Source organism: Pseudoalteromonas rubra, assembly GCF_000238295.3.
Lineage (GTDB): Bacteria > Pseudomonadota > Gammaproteobacteria > Enterobacterales > Alteromonadaceae > Pseudoalteromonas > Pseudoalteromonas rubra.
The window spans coordinates 465,162-481,791 of record NZ_AHCD03000020.1 but is presented as its reverse complement, the minus strand read 5'-3'; the positions used below and the strand labels follow the sequence as shown (position 1 = coordinate 481,791).

21 protein-coding genes are annotated in these 16,630 nt (G+C 47.4%); 6 read left to right on the top strand and 15 right to left on the bottom strand.

The window, feature by feature from the left end; genetic code table 11:
• Positions 1 to 462 precede the first annotated feature (462 nt).
• Positions 463 to 1,131, bottom strand: coding sequence for a tRNA-uridine aminocarboxypropyltransferase (locus PRUB_RS02185; RefSeq protein ID WP_010382993.1), 669 nt, complete (start codon positions 1,129 to 1,131; stop codon positions 463 to 465).
• A gap of 63 nt (positions 1,132 to 1,194) precedes the next feature.
• On the opposite strand from PRUB_RS02185, the gene PRUB_RS02180 reads away from it, so the two are divergent.
• A complete protein-coding gene (locus PRUB_RS02180; RefSeq protein ID WP_010382994.1) occupies positions 1,195 to 1,734 on the top strand; it encodes a GNAT family N-acetyltransferase in 540 nt (179 codons plus the stop codon).
• Positions 1,735 to 1,769: 35 nt separating this feature from the next.
• On the opposite strand, the gene PRUB_RS02175 is transcribed toward PRUB_RS02180, so the two are convergent.
• Genes PRUB_RS02175 through folB form a run of 3 tightly spaced genes read right to left on the bottom strand, consistent with a single transcriptional unit; the run spans position 1,770 to position 3,410 of the window.
• Positions 1,770 to 2,573: an undecaprenyl-diphosphate phosphatase gene (locus PRUB_RS02175; protein WP_010382995.1), complete on the bottom strand. Its 804-nt coding sequence runs from the start codon at positions 2,571 to 2,573 to the stop codon at positions 1,770 to 1,772.
• Positions 2,570 to 3,058: a 2-amino-4-hydroxy-6-hydroxymethyldihydropteridine diphosphokinase gene (gene folK, locus PRUB_RS02170; RefSeq protein WP_010382996.1), complete on the bottom strand. Its 489-nt coding sequence runs from the start codon at positions 3,056 to 3,058 to the stop codon at positions 2,570 to 2,572. Before folK ends, PRUB_RS02175 begins: the two co-directional genes overlap by 4 nt.
• Position 3,059: 1 nt before the next feature.
• On the bottom strand, positions 3,060 to 3,410 hold the full coding sequence (gene folB, locus PRUB_RS02165; RefSeq protein WP_010382997.1) for a dihydroneopterin aldolase: 351 nt from the start codon (positions 3,408 to 3,410) through the stop codon (positions 3,060 to 3,062).
• Between the two features lie 109 nt (positions 3,411 to 3,519).
• Here folB and plsY point away from each other — a divergent pair, with 109 nt between their 5' ends.
• Positions 3,520 to 4,110, top strand: coding sequence for a glycerol-3-phosphate 1-O-acyltransferase PlsY (gene plsY / locus PRUB_RS02160; protein ID WP_010382999.1), 591 nt, complete (start codon positions 3,520 to 3,522; stop codon positions 4,108 to 4,110).
• Positions 4,111 to 4,120: 10 nt separating this feature from the next.
• On the opposite strand, the gene tsaD is transcribed toward plsY, so the two are convergent.
• The 3 genes from tsaD to PRUB_RS02145 are packed head-to-tail and all read right to left on the bottom strand — an operon-like array spanning position 4,121 to position 6,085.
• Positions 4,121 to 5,134: a tRNA (adenosine(37)-N6)-threonylcarbamoyltransferase complex transferase subunit TsaD gene (tsaD, locus tag PRUB_RS02155; RefSeq protein ID WP_010383001.1), complete on the bottom strand. Its 1,014-nt coding sequence runs from the start codon at positions 5,132 to 5,134 to the stop codon at positions 4,121 to 4,123.
• A gap of 38 nt (positions 5,135 to 5,172) precedes the next feature.
• Complete coding sequence (locus PRUB_RS02150; RefSeq protein WP_010383003.1) at positions 5,173 to 5,769, bottom strand: YjaG family protein; 597 nt, start codon at positions 5,767 to 5,769, stop codon at positions 5,173 to 5,175.
• Complete coding sequence (locus PRUB_RS02145) at positions 5,753 to 6,085, bottom strand: putative signal transducing protein (RefSeq protein ID WP_010383006.1); 333 nt, start codon at positions 6,083 to 6,085, stop codon at positions 5,753 to 5,755. The genes PRUB_RS02150 and PRUB_RS02145 overlap by 17 nt, the downstream gene beginning before the upstream one ends.
• A gap of 63 nt (positions 6,086 to 6,148) precedes the next feature.
• Here PRUB_RS02145 and PRUB_RS02140 point away from each other — a divergent pair, with 63 nt between their 5' ends.
• The 3 genes from PRUB_RS02140 (at position 6,149) to PRUB_RS02130 (ending at position 9,148) form a co-directional block, all read left to right on the top strand.
• Entirely contained in the window at positions 6,149 to 6,547 is a 399-nt protein-coding gene (locus tag PRUB_RS02140) for a DUF2721 domain-containing protein (RefSeq protein WP_010383007.1), read from the top strand.
• Between the two features lie 59 nt (positions 6,548 to 6,606).
• Positions 6,607 to 8,133: a DUF3369 domain-containing protein gene (locus tag PRUB_RS02135; protein ID WP_010383009.1), complete on the top strand. Its 1,527-nt coding sequence runs from the start codon at positions 6,607 to 6,609 to the stop codon at positions 8,131 to 8,133.
• 109 nt (positions 8,134 to 8,242) lie between these two features.
• Complete coding sequence (locus PRUB_RS02130; protein ID WP_010383012.1) at positions 8,243 to 9,148, top strand: LysR family transcriptional regulator; 906 nt, start codon at positions 8,243 to 8,245, stop codon at positions 9,146 to 9,148.
• A 196-nt stretch (positions 9,149 to 9,344) separates the two neighbouring features.
• Here PRUB_RS02130 and ubiA read toward each other — a convergent pair whose 3' ends face one another.
• Both ubiA and PRUB_RS02120 read right to left on the bottom strand, forming a co-directional pair.
• On the bottom strand, positions 9,345 to 10,211 hold the full coding sequence (gene ubiA / locus PRUB_RS02125; RefSeq protein ID WP_010383014.1) for a 4-hydroxybenzoate octaprenyltransferase: 867 nt from the start codon (positions 10,209 to 10,211) through the stop codon (positions 9,345 to 9,347).
• Positions 10,208 to 10,735: a chorismate--pyruvate lyase family protein gene (locus PRUB_RS02120; RefSeq protein ID WP_010383015.1), complete on the bottom strand. Its 528-nt coding sequence runs from the start codon at positions 10,733 to 10,735 to the stop codon at positions 10,208 to 10,210. The genes ubiA and PRUB_RS02120 overlap by 4 nt, the downstream gene beginning before the upstream one ends.
• A gap of 179 nt (positions 10,736 to 10,914) precedes the next feature.
• On the opposite strand from PRUB_RS02120, the gene PRUB_RS02115 reads away from it, so the two are divergent.
• On the top strand, positions 10,915 to 11,286 hold the full coding sequence (locus PRUB_RS02115; RefSeq protein ID WP_422623697.1) for a flagellar basal body-associated protein FliL: 372 nt from the start codon (positions 10,915 to 10,917) through the stop codon (positions 11,284 to 11,286).
• Between the two features lie 24 nt (positions 11,287 to 11,310).
• Here PRUB_RS02115 and glpG read toward each other — a convergent pair whose 3' ends face one another.
• The 6 genes from glpG to PRUB_RS02085 form a co-directional block, all read right to left on the bottom strand.
• Positions 11,311 to 12,132, bottom strand: coding sequence for a rhomboid family intramembrane serine protease GlpG (gene glpG, locus PRUB_RS02110; RefSeq protein ID WP_010383017.1), 822 nt, complete (start codon positions 12,130 to 12,132; stop codon positions 11,311 to 11,313).
• Positions 12,129 to 12,446 carry a thiosulfate sulfurtransferase GlpE gene (glpE, locus tag PRUB_RS02105; protein WP_010383018.1) on the bottom strand — a complete coding sequence of 106 codons (318 nt, stop codon included), beginning with the start codon at positions 12,444 to 12,446 and terminating at the stop codon, positions 12,129 to 12,131. Before glpE ends, glpG begins: the two co-directional genes overlap by 4 nt.
• Positions 12,447 to 12,533: 87 nt before the next feature.
• Positions 12,534 to 13,559 carry an L-threonine 3-dehydrogenase gene (tdh, locus tag PRUB_RS02100; RefSeq protein ID WP_010383019.1) on the bottom strand — a complete coding sequence of 342 codons (1,026 nt, stop codon included), beginning with the start codon at positions 13,557 to 13,559 and terminating at the stop codon, positions 12,534 to 12,536.
• A 78-nt stretch (positions 13,560 to 13,637) separates the two neighbouring features.
• Positions 13,638 to 14,834 carry a glycine C-acetyltransferase gene (locus PRUB_RS02095; RefSeq protein WP_010383020.1) on the bottom strand — a complete coding sequence of 399 codons (1,197 nt, stop codon included), beginning with the start codon at positions 14,832 to 14,834 and terminating at the stop codon, positions 13,638 to 13,640.
• Between the two features lie 172 nt (positions 14,835 to 15,006).
• The gene (gene gmhB / locus PRUB_RS02090) at positions 15,007 to 15,564 is read right to left on the bottom strand and encodes a D-glycero-beta-D-manno-heptose 1,7-bisphosphate 7-phosphatase (protein ID WP_010383022.1); all 558 of its coding nucleotides are present in this window, start codon (positions 15,562 to 15,564) and stop codon (positions 15,007 to 15,009) included.
• Positions 15,561 to 16,604, bottom strand: coding sequence for a glycosyltransferase family 9 protein (locus tag PRUB_RS02085; protein WP_040645057.1), 1,044 nt, complete (start codon positions 16,602 to 16,604; stop codon positions 15,561 to 15,563). The genes gmhB and PRUB_RS02085 overlap by 4 nt, the downstream gene beginning before the upstream one ends.
• Positions 16,605 to 16,630 lie beyond the last annotated feature (26 nt).

Sequence of the window (16,630 nt, the reverse complement as noted above, 5' to 3'; positions counted from 1 at the left end):
TGCTGTTATCTCACCCAGACTCCCATATACTTTAGTCATCTCAAGGGGAGAGCACAAAGCAACATGGAAATGGATTGAGTTGCTTATCAGGGAGTTTGTGCGGTAGGAGTGTCAGGAACTAGGATTAGGCTTCGGACAACAGGAAATGCCGATTAAGTAAGGATGTTGATACACAGGTGGATGGTGTATTGGAATACAGGGAGATAGGAACAAGTCAGGATGACGACACAAAGGATGGTTAGCATGGACTAATTCAGCAACTGGGACTGCTGATTGCTTAAAGGACAGTACAGGATGTACATCTCGCAGAATGACAACGCAAGGCGAGACATGGACGAGCATGTAAGGAGTTGATCTCATCAACATAGCAGGATGCTATTTAGAAGATTCCGTCAAGCGCGGCCCGCAAGGGTCGCGCTCTTCTTATTTTGTCTGACTGCCACTTCGCGTGCTCTCATTCACTCAAGAAAGCTTACTTTTTTTCCCTTTCAGATAGGCATCTCGAAAATCCACAAAATGCTGAGTCAGGTACTCTGCAGCCTGCGTCTCGCCATTTTCAGCCAACACCACACAAGCGACTTCTGCGGTACCAAGCTGATGAGCGTGCGGAGCCACTCTCAGTTTGTAATCCGACAAGCTTTCAGGCGTTACCGACAACACCGGAAATTGATCCAGATAAGGGCTTTTACGAAACATCTTTTTCGCTTCACGCCAGGTACCATCCAGGAAAATAAAGAGCGGTTTTTTACCACTTTGCCGAGTTACACGGTGCACTACGCGTTTCGGTTCCACATTCTCGGCTGGAAAGACCACGACAGGCTGATAAGCCGGATCTTCTAGTAAAGTCAGCAAGCCTGGCTCAGGCTCAGTTCGGTCCCAGCGAAATGCATGGTTATCCGGAACAATATCAGCAATGAGTCGCCCCGTATTAGAAGGCTTAAAGCTCTCGTTATGGTACATAAGCAGGCAAACTGCACTATCGCACTCGGCGACCTGAATGCCCGCACAAATACACAGCGGCTGTGCCAGTAAACACCGCTCACAACGAGGTAATTTTGACCCCCGGGCCTTGAATTCCCGCCGCGCGGATGCTATTTGTTGGGCTCGTAATGCCAGTACCGAGTTTTCCACACTTCTCTCCTCAAACTTGGGCCGGCTATCTTAGACAATTCTAGTAATAAAAGCAGTATAACAATGATGATAATTGCCCCTTCAGCACGTTTGAAATACCGCCTCATGACTCAAAATGATGGTGATTTACTCACCGAACTGGACAGTGACCCGGCGGTAATGCGCTACTTAACCAATGGCAAACCGACTTCTCGTGAACAAATTGAGCAATTCTACCTGCCTCGCCTGGCTAAGTTTACGAACCCGGAACAGGGCTGGGGCCTGTGGCATTGTAGCTTGATTGATGACGAGACTTTTCTGGGCTGGGTGTTGATCCGTCCCATGTATTTCTTTAATGGTGAAATAGACGAGCGGGATCTGGAAATAGGCTGGCGCTTCAAACAAATCGCCTGGGGAAAAGGCTATGCAACCGAAGCTGCCAGACACATTGCCACGCATCTGGCTGAGCAGGATAAAATGGATTATCTCAGCGCAGAGGCACTCAAAGAGAACCTGGGCTCAATTAACATCATGAAAAAGCTCTCCATGACTTTCTTACGAGAGGGTATTCATGAAGGCCCGGCTGGACCGATGGATGTGGTGTATTATCGAAAAGCGGTATAACAAAAAGCGGGTAAACATACCCGCTTTTTGTCAGCTTATACCATCAGGAAAATCACCAGGAACAAACCTAACAGCAAACGATAGATCACAAATGGCAACATCCCCATCCGTTCTATCACTTTCAAAAAGAAGTGAATACACGTGTAGGCGGAGATAAACGACAACACAGCCCCGGTGATGATGGCGCTCCAGTCAATCAGCTCATCGCCCGTGGCCAGCTTCAAGGTGTAATAGCCACCCGCAGCAGCAATGATTGGAATAGACATTAAAAAAGAGAACCGGGCCGCACTTTGCTTGTTTAGCCCCAACATCATCCCTGCCGTCATCGTGATCCCTGAACGCGACGTGCCTGGCAGCAAAGCTGCTACGACCTGAGCAAAGCCAATGATCAGAGCGCTGCGCCAGTTCAATTGATATATGGTTTTGGTTTGTTTTGCAGTGGCATCGGCATACCAAAGCAGCAAGCCAAAAATGACCGTCGTTGCCGCAATAACCCAGGCGCTACGGGAAAAGTCTTCAACCAGATCTTTAGCCAAAAACCCAATCACCAGACCCGGGATCGTTGCCACGATAATCCACCAACCCAGGCGACTATCATCCGTCGAACCTTGTTTGCCGAAGGATTTAAACCAGGCGCCCAATATGTCGGCCACTTCTTTGCGAAAATAAATGAGTACAGCGGCCAATGAGCCTACATGCACGGCAACATCAAATGCCAGCCCCTGATCTTGCCAGCCTAAAATCTGAGACGGCAAAATCAAATGTGCTGAACTGGAAATCGGCAGAAATTCGGTTAACCCCTGGATCAATGCCAGGACAATAATTTCAATGATACTCACGGTAAAGAAAACTCCACTTTCCATAGTTTTTGGGTTTGGTTGTCATAAGCTTGCCAGATCTCAGCCATACTACAGCCCAATACGGGATGAATAAACGCTGGGGCAATTTCAGCCAAAGGCCTGAGTACAAAGGCGTTCTTTGTAATCTCATCACGTGGCAGCTGAGCCGGGGAGTCACAGATCACGTCATCGTAAAACAGGATATCCAGATCCAGTGTTCTGGGGCTGAATTTCTTATCCTGAGGTGTCCTGCCATTATCGCGCTCTATCTGTTTAAGCAACACACACAAATCAGGCAATGACATATCTGTATGCGTAGCAAACACAGAGTTGTAAAAGTTCTTACCGTTAAACCCCACCGGCTCACTTTCATAAACGTCCGAATGAACATAATCAGGAAAATGCTGAATGAGCGTTGTCAGCCCCTGGCGGAAATGACGGTCGCGATCGACATTGGATCCTATACTGATAAACACATGCGCCATACTATCGGTTCCGCGTGATTTCCAGGCCAACAGTTTGTGCCTGAGGAACGGCTGCCGGCTTACTAACCCGGATAGTGATAGCCTCAATAGCAAACTCTTGTAGGATAATGGCAGCCAGTTGCTCAACCAGTGTCTCAAGTAGCTCAACCCGACTCGCCTCAGTATGGGCAATTACTCGCTCACTGACTTTGGCATAATCCACGGCCAGCGTAATGTCATCCTGTCGCGCAGCAGCCGAGATATCAGTCTTCATCGCTATATCAAAGAAAAGGCTTTGTTTACTTTCTTTTTCAAAGTCGTAAACTCCTATTATGGTCTCGACGTGTAATTGCGAGATATAGACCGTGTCCATGTAAACTCCTGACATGACTGATTCGGATCGGCTTTTTCACGTACTCAGCCGCCTTAAAATAAAGCGACGATGATAGCCCAAATAACGGCAAGAAAAAATAAGGAAGCTTGTGATAGTCAGTTTAATATGTATTTGTGCTTATTTATTTGGTTCAATCTCTTCCGCGATTTTGATTTCCAGACTATTTTCGTTGCCTGATCCCCGCTTTTCCGGTTCAAATAACCCTGGCGCAACCAATGTGTTACGGCTGGGTGGAAAACTCCCTGCCGCTCTGGTCCTGGTATTTGATATTCTCAAAGGGACAATTCCGGTGTGGGGAGCCTACTTTCTGGGTATTGAACCCATCTGGCTGGGCGTTGTCGCGGTGTGTGCCTGCCTGGGCCATATTTACCCGGTATTTTTCCACTTTAACGGTGGTAAAGCGGTTGCGACAGCCTTTGGGGCACTGTTGCCAATCGGACTATCGCTTGGTGGGATGCTGATTGGCACCTGGCTGATCGTGTTGGCACTGACACGTTACTCTTCACTCGCAGCGATTGTCACCGTATTAGCCGCGCCGGCCTACACCTGGCTCATCAAACCTATGTACACATTGCCAGTGTGCTTTCTGACTTTACTGATCATATTTCGCCACAGAGCCAACATTCGTCGACTCCTGAGTGGCACCGAGCCTAAGCTCGGTAAGAAAAATGTCGACTAGCGTCGGGCCATTACAGAGGTGGTAAGCTATCCAGCGGCCAACGTGGCTGGGTTTTCATGCTTAATTCAGCGGTTTGACCCGCTTTAAGACGCTGCATGCCGGCATAGGCGATCATCGCACCATTGTCAGTACAAAACTCCGTGCGAGGATAGTACACTTTGCCTTTCATCCCCTGCATCATGCGCTCAAGCTTAGTACGCAGCTCTGTATTCGCACTGACACCACCTGCAATGATCAAGCGATTGATGCCTGTCTCTTTCAGGGCACGTTTACATTTAATCGCCAGTGTATCTACCACCGCAGTCTGGAATGCATGAGCAATGTCCGCTTTGGTTTGCTCGTCATCCCCTGCCGACTTAATGGTATTGGCCGCTGCGGTTTTTAGCCCACTAAAGCTGAAATCCAGGCCTGGACGATCTGTCATCGGCCTTGGGAATACAAACCGGCCAGCCACACCTTGCGTCGCCAACTTAGCCAGCATTGGTCCACCCGGATAATCTAATCCAAGTAGTTTGGCCGTTTTATCAAAGGCCTCACCGGCAGCATCATCCACCGACTCACCAAGTACCTCATATTCCCCAATGCCTGCCACTTTCACCATCATAGTGTGACCACCAGATACCAGTAAGGCGACAAATGGAAATTCGGGCATATCATCTTCCAGCATAGGTGCTAACAAGTGCCCTTCCATGTGATGAACAGCCACTGCGGGAATATTCCAACCAAATGCCAAAGAGCGACCGATAGAAGTCCCAACAAGTAAAGCTCCGACTAAACCCGGTCCGGCGGTGTAAGCAATGCCATCAAGCGACTCAGGGCCGCAGCCAGCCTGTTTAAAAGCGGCTTCAATTAAAGGAATGGTTTTGCGAACGTGATCTCTGGACGCCAGCTCCGGTACTACCCCCCCATAATCCGCATGCACTTTTACCTGACTGTACAACTGATGCGCCAAAAGTCCCTGCTCGTCATCATAGATGGCAATCCCCGTCTCATCACAAGAGGATTCGATACCTAGAATTCGCAATGTTGATTCTCCACTACTTAAAAATTTGGACAAAAAATTCAGGCGTCGATTGCCAGACCAATGTTTGTCTGGCCGTCGCTCAATGCCAGTGCCTTGAGCGTTTTAACCGACTGGTTGTCAATCCTCGGCATTTGTGCAACACAATCGATGAGTTCACCAAGCACCTCGATTTCGTATTGCATCAAAGGATGCTCTCTCACATGTTGATTATCCGGCTCAATGTCTTCTGCCATCAGTAAGAATTCAATGTACCTGGCTACAGTTGCCTGAGAGATTTTGGCCACATTAACAAACTCACTTTCATCTTTACTCATCACACCTTGGATAAAGCCAAGTAACGCCGTGGCCACGTCAATTGCCGCATAGGTGCCGAACATGTCAAAGTCTTTTAGCTCCGGAACATTAGGCTCAATTTTTTCAATTTGTTTTTCTAAGCTGATTTTGCTTTTCGGCAGCAACACTTTTTCCCAGCAAACATTCAATGCACTGCGCAGGGTCGTCTCATCTCCAAACCCAGTCGCTTCACTGAACAAACCGTAATTTGGCAGCATACGTTCTAATATCGCAGCCGCAAGTACCGCTTTTTGTAAATAATTTAGCTCTCTGATGCGCTGAAAGTTATTTGCCTTCGTCATAGCTTTTTCCACAGTGCCAGCAATATTGAAACCCCGAACCATTGTGTTCAAAGCAGCTGCTGCACTGCCAGTCTTCCGATAAATTAGTTTGCTGATAGTTTACCAAGATTTCTTCTGCCTCGGGTACTTTTATCGCACAGACAAATATTTTTATTGTGTTGTGCGCAAAGGGCATCTCTCCCAATGCAGCTGCCAGTGCCTCTCCTTCGACGTGCGTTTTGAGTCGCGCCTGAGCCAATAATCCAAGTACGATATGGGCTTCCAACGGGTTATCCGTGCGATATACGCACGTCCAGTCAAACATTGCATTACTCATCACTGGACTCCAAAATTTTGCTATGATAATCACTATTGTAGCGTGCTTAGACGGAGTACAAAAATGACGCTCACCACACCCGGATTGCTGTTCCCCGCAATTTCTTTGTTATTACTGGCCTACACCAATCGATTCTTAGTTTTGGCACAGCTGATAAGAGAGTTAAACGCCAGAGAAGGCGACCAACTCAGGCCACTGGTCGTTGCACAAATCGATAACCTCAAAAAGCGTATCAAACTCATCCGCCTGATGCAGGTATGGGGCGTCATCGCCTTTTTACTCTGTACCATGTCCATGTTTGCCCTGTTCATTGAAGTGGCTCTTTTAGGGGTCATTTTGTTTGGTGCCAGTCTTTGCTGCCTCGCACTTTCTTTGCTGCTTTCGCTCTATGAGATACACATTTCTTGTGATGCCATCGAGATTGAGCTCAACAATATTGAAAAAAAGCCAATACAAGATTAAGCAACTCACTTTTTTGCTGGCTATACTAACAGAGAATAGGCACTTAGCAGAGGTTCTATGTGAGCAGCTTTCTCTTTACAAATGAGCCACTTAAGGATGAGGAGCAAATTACAGTGGACAATGCCCACTGGGATATCCTGGTGGTTGATGATGAAGAGGATATCCATCAGGTAACTAAATTAGTGTTATCTGATTTCAGGTTTGAACAAAAACCCTTGCGTTTTCATCATGCCTACTCAGCTAAGCAGGCAATGGATATCCTAAATTCCGAAGAGTCCATTTCAGTGGGACTAATCGACGTTGTTATGGAAAGCAACCACGCAGGGCTCGATCTCATCAAGTTCATTCGCAACGATATGGCCAACCATGATATTCGCCTGATCTTGCGCACAGGGCAGCCCGGAGAGGCGCCCGAAGAATCAGTTATTCGCGATTATGATATCAATGATTACAAAAATAAAACCGAACTCACCGCAGTCAAATTAAAGACCTTGCTTTACTCGGCACTGCGTTCTCACCGCGATATTCAAACTATTGAGCGCCATAAGCGAGGGCTGGAGCGCATTATTGATGCCTCTTCAAGCTTTCTTAAATGTAATAACGTGCAGGACTTTGCCTCGACTATCCTATCGCACGTTGCCGATGTGATGGGCCTCACGGATTCCGATATCTACTGTGCAGCGGCGGTGAACAAGCAAAACGGCGCAGGAGCAGAGTTTCAACTGCTTGCCGCATCTGGTGCAGGCATTGAGCCGGAACAAACCGCCTTACCGGATAAAGTGAAAAGTCGCTTTATAGAAACACACAATCGTAAAACATCCAGTAAGTCCGACCACGAGTACGTCGGTTACTTTACCAGTCAGGCTGGTCTGGAGACCATGTTATACGTGAGTAAAAAAGGCCTGTTGCAACCCACGGATTGTCAGTTGCTCGCCTTCTTCGCGAACAACATCGCACTGGCATACGATAATCTGAACCTCAGAGAAACAGTAAAAGAATCACAAAAAGAGCTGTCTTATATACTCGGAGAGGCCGTAGAAAAGCGCTCTAAAGAAACAGGTTCACATGTTAAGCGCGTGGCACATTACAGTTTATTACTGGCTAAATTGGTCGGATTGAACGATTATAGAGCCGAAATTATTAAACTAGCGTCACCATTGCACGACATTGGCAAAATTAGCATCCCAGATGTCATTCTCAATAAACCAGGAAAACTGAATGACGATGAATGGGCAATAATGAAGACTCATGCCCAACAGGGTTATGAAATACTAAAAAACTCAACAAATGATATTTTGCAATGCGGCGCAATTATCGCACACCAACACCACGAAAAGTGGGACGGTAGCGGATACCCGCAAGGGCTTAAAGGTGAACAAATAGACATTGCCGGAAGAATTACAGCACTCGCTGATGTGTTCGATGCATTGGGAAGTGTTCGTTGTTACAAGCCGGTTTGGACACTTGAAAAAATTCTAACAGAGATAAAATACCAGCGTGGCCAACAATTTGATCCCAAACTGGTTGATCTGTTTGTAGAAAATCTGGAACAATTCCTCGCAATACGCGATCAGTACCCAGACTAATTTTTGTAAGCGAAATGTAAAAAATTCACTTGGATGTTTCTCTAAACTGTATTAGTATTAGGGAATCAACGTTGTCATTGCATTTTTGTTGAAATAAAAGGAATTTCACATGAGATTTGAACAACTCGAGCAATTCGTTGCTTTAGGCAATTTACGCCACTTTAGGCAAGCCGCAGAACAAACCAATATCAGTACTTCCGCACTCACCAGAAGCATTCAGACACTGGAAGATGAAATTGGCTGTGAACTTGTCAAACGATCTACCCGCTCCGTCAAACTGACCGAACAGGGCGAACTTTTTCTGAATTATTGTAAGTCGACCTTATCGGAATTAGACATAACCAGAAACACTATCAAACAAAGCTTGTTTGGTCGTGATCAACAACGTGTTGTTGTTGGTTACACTGCGCAAGCCAGTAGCATAGTGCCAACGTCATGTGGACAGTTTCTGGCGGATTTCCCTAACGTCAAAGTTGAGATGCAACTTTTAAATGAACACGATCTACTTCGCAAGCTACAGCTGGGTGAAATAGACATTAGTGTTTATCTTGAGTCTGCAACCAGCTTAGTGAGTGATATCCATCTGCCTGACCAACTTGTTTTGTTTGTTGCTAAACAGCATCCGCTGGCAACACAAGACAGTATTCGTCGCAGTGAGCTTGCTCAGTACCCGATGTACGGCTGTTTCTCTCAGTCCAAACAGGTACAGAACATGCTCAATGAGGCGGTTGAAGGGCTTAACAAATCAACCAATGTCAAAATTGGTAATATCAGCCAGGTGATTGACGGACTGAAGAATAGCCAGAGCTTTGCCATTGCAAGCATTGAACATTCTAAGGTCATCGCACAAGACCCGGAACTGATCTTACTGAAGACTAACAAGGACGCTAGTCATGAGCAAATTGTCGTGCAGACCAGCCACCAACTTGGCAGTGGTTCACACGTCAGTAACTTGTTGTCATTAATCGAACAAACAGCACAGAAAAACGCCGTTGCCACAGCGGTAAATAGTTAACGTTTAGCTAACTAGATTTCTTATACTGTTTGGTTAAATGGGAGTTTAGAGCGAGTTTTAGGTATTCTGTTCGGGTTTTATAAGTATAAACCCGCGGTAATAGAGTCAAAAAATTCGCTCACCCTTACATTTCCTGTCAAAAAAGCCACGACGAATAACGAACAAGCCTCTGAGTCAATATGGGTGAAGATACCCGTCAGATACCAACTACTACCCCAACAAACATCGCTAACCCAACATAGTTATTGCTCAAAAATGCCTGAAAACACTTCTCTCTGCTTCTGTCATTGATCTGCCATTGCAGCCTAGTCAGCCACAAACCGGCGACCACAAAACCACACCAGAACCACACAGACAGGGAAACCTGGGTTGCAACCCAGGCCATACAGCCTAAAAATGCGAGATTGAGGACAGCAATGACATGTCTGTCCCAACGCCCGAATAAGATAGCGGTAGACTTAATACCTACGACAAGGTCATCGTCCTTATCAACCATGGCGTATTTAGTGTCGTAGGCAACGGTCCAGAGCAAGTTAGCAATAAATAACACCCAGGCAATGGCAGGAACCGTTTCCTGCACAGCCATAAACGCCATAGGTATTCCCCAGCTAAACGCGGCGCCAAGAACCACCTGAGGCAAATTCGTATAGCGCTTCATAAAGGGGTAAACACTGGCTAGTGCAAGCGCGCCAAATGACAATAAGATAGTTTGCCAGTTCAGCATCAATACCAGCACAAAAGAGGCGCCGACCAACAATAAGAACAAAGAAAGCGCTTCGCCTTCACTGACAGCGCCTCGGGCAAGTGGCCGTTGTGCCGTTCGTTTTACTGCACCATCAACCTTTCGATCTGCAAAGTCATTAATCACACAACCGGCACTGCGCATCATAAACGTGCCCAGTGCAAAAATGAGCAATAAATGCCACTGCGGTATACCACCCGACGCTATCCACAAACTCCAAAGCGTTGGCCACATCAGCAGTAAAGTACCAATGGGCTTTTCGACACGCATGAGCTGCTTATATTCGTTTATGTGGTCTGCTCGCAGCCGCGATAGCTTCATACCTTAACTCCATTCAGGAAGATTTCGCACACCAGCACCTTGCAAGTTTGACGCGTAAAAACGCTCCGCCTTGCAAAACAAGGATCACTGTATAATTTCTCTTTGGCCGGGAAAAATGAGGGGAGCACTTTTTGTTCCAGTGTCGCAACCTCAATGTCGCCTCTTTGCCATGCCTGTTGGTCAAACAAGCGCTCACCTAACGGGGTATTGCCAATGTTATCTAACCCCAGCGCATTGGCACTATCAGGTATCCAGCTCTGGCCGTAAACCACGGGAACATCATCACAATATAGCACGACCTCTCGACACAAGGCGCTGTCGCAGTTCAGAATCGCTTGTACTTCCCCATCAAGCAGGCGCACCTGCTCACTGAGTACCTCGACATGCAGTATACGACACTGTGAGCGCAGTAAGGCTGTCAGAGAGCCAGTTTCGCACAACAATGCGCGCAGGGCGTCCGGGATGTCCTTATGCCGGGTAAGCGGTTCCCAGCTTGATTGCAATAAATTTGGCAGATTAAACAAGTCAGTAATTCAATTCAGGTAATAACCGCGCCATAATAGCAAAGCTTACTCCGGCAAAAAAGTTTACCTTTCCCTTACTCACTGCTGTTCATAATCTGATTTTACGTATAAACTAATCCTATTGTTGGTATTTAGTTAAGTATTTTCAGGCTATTATGAATCGGATCTGTATCGTGTTGATGGCATTTTTGCTGCTTTGTGTGAGTACAAACTCACGCGCTGAATCAACCGTTGGCTACTTTGGATTTGAGCCTGACATCATTACTAATTACATCGGGCAGTCTAATAAAAAGCTCGGCTACGTCAGGGTAACGGTAGATTTAATGCTTGATGATGTCAGTAATATCGCCGTTGTGGAGCATCACACTCCCCTCTTGCGAGATGCCATCGTGCAAATCCTGAGTAAAGAGCCAGAAGAAACCATCAAATCATTGACCGGGCGTGAAGAAATACGCCAGCGCTGTGCGGAAAAGCTGAAAACACTCCTCAAAGAAGAAACCGGACAAGAAATCATCCGCGAGGTGCTGTTCACTAAGTATTTGTACCATTAATGTCGCGAGGGCAATCGCCTCGCGTTAAACCTGCTCCGAATCGCGTACACGCAGCAGCATCGCGACGCTCATACCAGCCAATAAGCCAAACAAGTGTGCCCAATTCGCCATATTGACGAACAACACATCTGTAAAGCCTAACACCATCCAGATCAGCATAAAGCCAACGACAGGGGTTCCTATCAAAGGAGGAGACTGTGGATGCTTAACAGAGTGGATCCAGCAAAAACCCAACAACGCATAAACTACACCACTGAGACCACCAAAGTTTGCGTCGGCTAACAGATACTGCATCCAGTTACTCAGTAACGCACCGGCCACAAAGACAGTCCAGAGCACCCAATTACCCAAGCGACGCTCAATCATATTACCCAGATAAATCCACCAGGACAGATTAAAAACCAAATGTAGCAGGCCAAAATGCAAAAAAGCAGGGGTGATCCAGCGCCAGGGGGTTTGAGGGTCAAACTGCAAAGTGTCAAAGACCGGTTCAACGCCATACACAAAGAAGCTCATGAATATCCCCAAAGAGAGAATAAAAACGGCTTTAAGCATCCAGCTAAGCTGGGTAAAACGCTGCCACAGGTTTAGTTTGGTACCCTGATAGACAAGCGGAGATTCTTTTGGCGAAAGTTGCCAGGACGCTGCCAGGTATTTATCCTGATAAGGGTCTGCGACAAACTCCTGCCAGATCTCATTGGCCTGAGACCAGTGTTGCTCAGCAACCCACACAGAAACCTGCTGCCCGTCTTCACTGGTCACCCGACACTCTATATTGTGGGTTTTCAGATAGTCAGCGACTCCCTGAACCGCGCGCGGGTTATCGTGGGAGCCTAACAGTTTCATTTTGCCACGCTATCCGGGAGTTCTTGCGCCCACTGAGTGAACCCCCCATCCATGCTGTATACCTCTTCAAACCCTTGCTCAACCAGGTAATTCGCAGCACCCTGAGAGCTGATCCCGTGATAGCACACCACGATAATTGGGTGTTCAAACTCTTTTTCCTGTAAAAAGTGTCCCAGGTTATCATTCGACAAATGCTCCGCCCCCGGAATGTGTCCTTGCGCAAACGAGTTAGCATCACGGATATCGGCAATGACCAGCTCAGATTGCGCCAGCATTTCTTTGGTTTGGGCGACTGAAATATGTTTAAAACTCATAGTACTCTCTAATTAATAAGCAGACACAAAAAACACCTCGTTAATGGTCACGGACCCGAGGTGTTTTAAAACAGGATCATGTAGACCTTAATCCCAGTTTAAGATCACTTTACCCGATTGACCAGAGATCATCGTATCAAAGCCCTGCTGGAATTCATCAACATGGAACTGGTGTGTGATGATCGGGTCTAAATTCAGACCCGACTGGATCAGGCTGGCCATCTTATACCAGGTTTCAAACATCTCGCGACCATAAATACCTTTGATCACTAACCCTTTGAAGATCACCTGATTCCAGTCAACAGCCATGTCGCTTGGTGGAATACCCAGCATGGCAATTTTACCGCCATGGTTCATGTTGTTCAGCATGCTATTGAAGGCCACAGGCACACCCGACATTTCCAGGCCGATATCAAACCCTTCTGTCATGCCTAACTCAGTCATCACATCTTCAAGTTGCTCTTCAGCCACGTTTACAGCGCGCGTTGCGCCCATTTTACGAGCCAGCTCCAGACGATATTCATTTACGTCGGTGATCACAACATGACGTGCGCCCACATGCTTGGCAACAGCAGCGGCCATAATCCCAATTGGGCCTGCACCTGTGATCAGAACATCTTCACCCACCAGGTCAAAAGACAAAGCAGTGTGTACAGCATTACCAAACGGGTCAAAGATAGATGCCAGTTCATCTGAGATGTTATCCGGGATCTTAAACGCGTTGTATGCAGGGATCACCAGGTATTCTGCGAACGACCCTTCCCGATTGACACCCACGCCTATGGTGTTACGGCACAAATGTACACGACCAGCCCGGCAGTTACGGCAATGGCCACAAGTAATGTGGCCTTCACCAGATACGCGGTCGCCAATGTCAAAGCCACGTACTTCCTGACCCATATCGACAACTTCACCGACATATTCGTGCCCAACGACCATAGGTGTTGGAATGGTGTTTTGTGCCCATTCATCCCATTTGTAAATGTGTACATCAGTACCGCAAATGGCGGTTTTACGGATTTTGATCAGCAGATCGTTATGCCCAACTTCCGGTTTGGGCGCATCCGTCATCCAAATCCCTTCTTCTGCTTTTAACTTGGATAGTGCTTTCATGTGTTTTCACTCATTAGAAACACGCAAGCCATCAGCTTGCGTTAAAAATCGCTCACAGCCCTGGCTGTGGGGCAGTGATTAAATCACGCCCAGTTCTTTACCAATGCGAATAAAGGCATCAATTGCCTTGTCCAGCTGCTCTGTGGTATGCGCCGCAGAGATCTGAGTACGGATACGTGCCTGACCTTTAGGCACAACCGGATATGAGAAGCCGATCACATAAATGCCTTCGGCCAATAAGCGGTCCGCCATATCAGAGGCCACTTTTGCATCGCCCAGCATGACAGGAATAATCGCATGATCTTTACCGGCACAGGTGAAGCCTGCCGCTTCCATTTTACTGCGGAAGTGTGCAGCATTTTCCCACAGCTTGTTACGCAGTGCCTCACCTTCTTTCATCATGTCCAGCACTTTGATTGACGCAGTCACGATAGACGGGGCCAGTGAGTTGGAGAACAAATAAGGGCGTGAACGCTGACGCAGCCACTCAACAATTTCTTTTTTACCAGAAGTATAACCGCCTGACGCACCGCCCAGCGCTTTACCCAAAGTACCCGTAATGATGTCAACTCGATCCATCACGCCACAATACTCTGGCGTACCACGGCCATTTTCGCCTACAAAACCGACTGCGTGCGAATCATCAACCATGACCAACGCATCGTACTTATCTGCCAGATCGCACAGCTCAGACAGGTTACAAATCACCCCGTCCATTGAGAACACACCATCGGTCGCAATCAGTTTAGTTTTCACGCCGGCTTCGTCAGCAGCGATCAGCTGCTTCTCAAGATCTGCCATGTCATTATTGGCGTAACGGAAACGTTTCGCTTTACACAGGCGCACGCCATCAATGATAGATGCGTGATTCAGTGAATCCGAAATAATGGCATCTTCAGGGCCTAAAATGGTTTCGAACAGGCCTGCATTGGCATCAAAGCAAGAAGAGTACAAGATGGTATCTTCAGTTTGCAGGAACTCACTGACTTTGGCTTCCAGTGTTTTATGGATATCCTGAGTACCACAGATAAAACGTACAGACGCGACACCAAACCCGTGCTCATCCAGGCCACCCTGAGCAGCCGCAATCAAATCCGGGTGATTAGCCAGACCAAGATAGTTGTTGGCACAGAAGTTAATAACACTTTCGCCAGTTGATACTGCAATTTCTGCTTGCTGCTGAGACGTGATCACACGCTCTTTCTTGTATAAACCCTCAGCTTTTACTTCTTCAATCTGTTGCTGAAGCTGGCTAAAAAATGCCGCTGCTCTCATCGGGAGTCTCCATTAGTTGCACGGGGTGTGTGCCCCTGGCACACACTAAAATGCCGATATCCTTTATGCTCAATATCGGCTGTGTCATAAAATTCGTTGCTTATATTTTAAAAGGTTCGCACCTTAAATGCACGGATTGTGATTATCTTGTTCGCAGACGCTTTGTAAACGCTTATGAGATAAACGGAGGCAGATCAAGTGCCTGATATAATGATCCACACACATAGTCTGCTGAGTCGCGTACTTGTTCACTGAAAGTCTGTCCCGACTCAACCAGTATTTTAGTACCAACTCCCGCAGCCAATGCCGCCTGAATATCCGACCCCTTATCACCCACCATAACACTTTGTCTTGGGTCAATGTTATGTGCTTCAATGGCTTCTAAAAGCATACCGGGGTTGGGTTTACGACACGTACACTCACGCTGATAAGGCGGCTGTGCTTTATGCGGATGGTGGGGGCAAAAATAGACTCCATCAATGGTGACACCATGAGCCTGAAACTGCTGGCACATCCAGTCTGTCAGTTGCGCAAACTGGGCTTCGTCATAGTATCCCCGGCCGATACCTGACTGATTAGTCACCACGATCAGTTTGTAGCCCATTGCCTGAAACTGATAGCAAGCCTCAAACACGCCTTCGATAAACTCAAAGTCTTCAATTTTATGCACGTAGGCATGATCCTGATTGATCACCCCGTCTCTGTCCAGAAATACGGCTTTGTGTGTCATAACTGTTCCTGCTTTACTACCTTATCGAACATCTGTGTCACCCGTTCAATCGAAATTTGGCGCATCAGGTCGCTGCCCTTCATACGTGTGCCCCATTTGAGTTGCTGTGCATTTTTGCCCTTTTGCGCCATCAGGTTGTCATGATAGACCTCAACCACATAGTCCTGATACAAATACGGACCAGTGCGCTTAGGATTGGAGTGCGCATACAAACCAATGACCGGCGTGCCGACTGTCACCGCCATATGGGCGGGCCCGGTATCCGGTGCCAGAACCAGCTGTGCCTGCGCCAACACACACAGCAAGGTTTTTAATTTGGTTTTACCAACCAGGTTGGTGATATCGCACTTTGCATGCGCAATGATAGCGTCACTCAGGTTACGCTCCAGTTCAGTTGGTCCCCCAGTCAGAACCACACTAAAACCTTGTTCCGCAGCATGTTCAGCCAGCGCAGCATAGCGCTCAGGTAACCAGTTTCGCTCCGCCTTGCTGGCAGCAGGAGAAATCACAAAGATACGTGACAGCCCGGTAAGCAAAGCTTGTGCTTCTCGTTTATCTTCATCGCTAACGGGCATGTCCCAACTTGGCGCGCCACATTCAGCGCCTATTGCCCGGGCAAAGTTCTGAAAACCTTCCAGCACATGCGGTTCCCGCTGTGACTCAATGCGCTGATTAATCACCAGCGAGTGAAACTCCTTAGAGCGCCCTTTATCAAACCCAATTTTGACTTTAGCCGGGATACAACGCGCCGCCAGATTGGCACGAAACGCCACTTGCATATGCAAAAGCACATCAAACCTGTGCCCTTTAAACCGTGCTTTAAGCTGTTTAAATGCCGCTTTACCTTGTTTCTTGTCAAAGACAACAAACTCAACCCCAGGCAAATCGGCTAACAGCATAGCTTCAACCTTGCCTATAACCCAGGTTATTTTCGCCTGTGGGTGCGCACGCTGGATAGCCTGTACAGCCGCGACGGCATGACACACATCACCGATGGCCGAAAGCCGGAGAATACAAATGGAAGAAATTGCCTGAGACACACATTTCGCCTGTAACTGAAAATAAG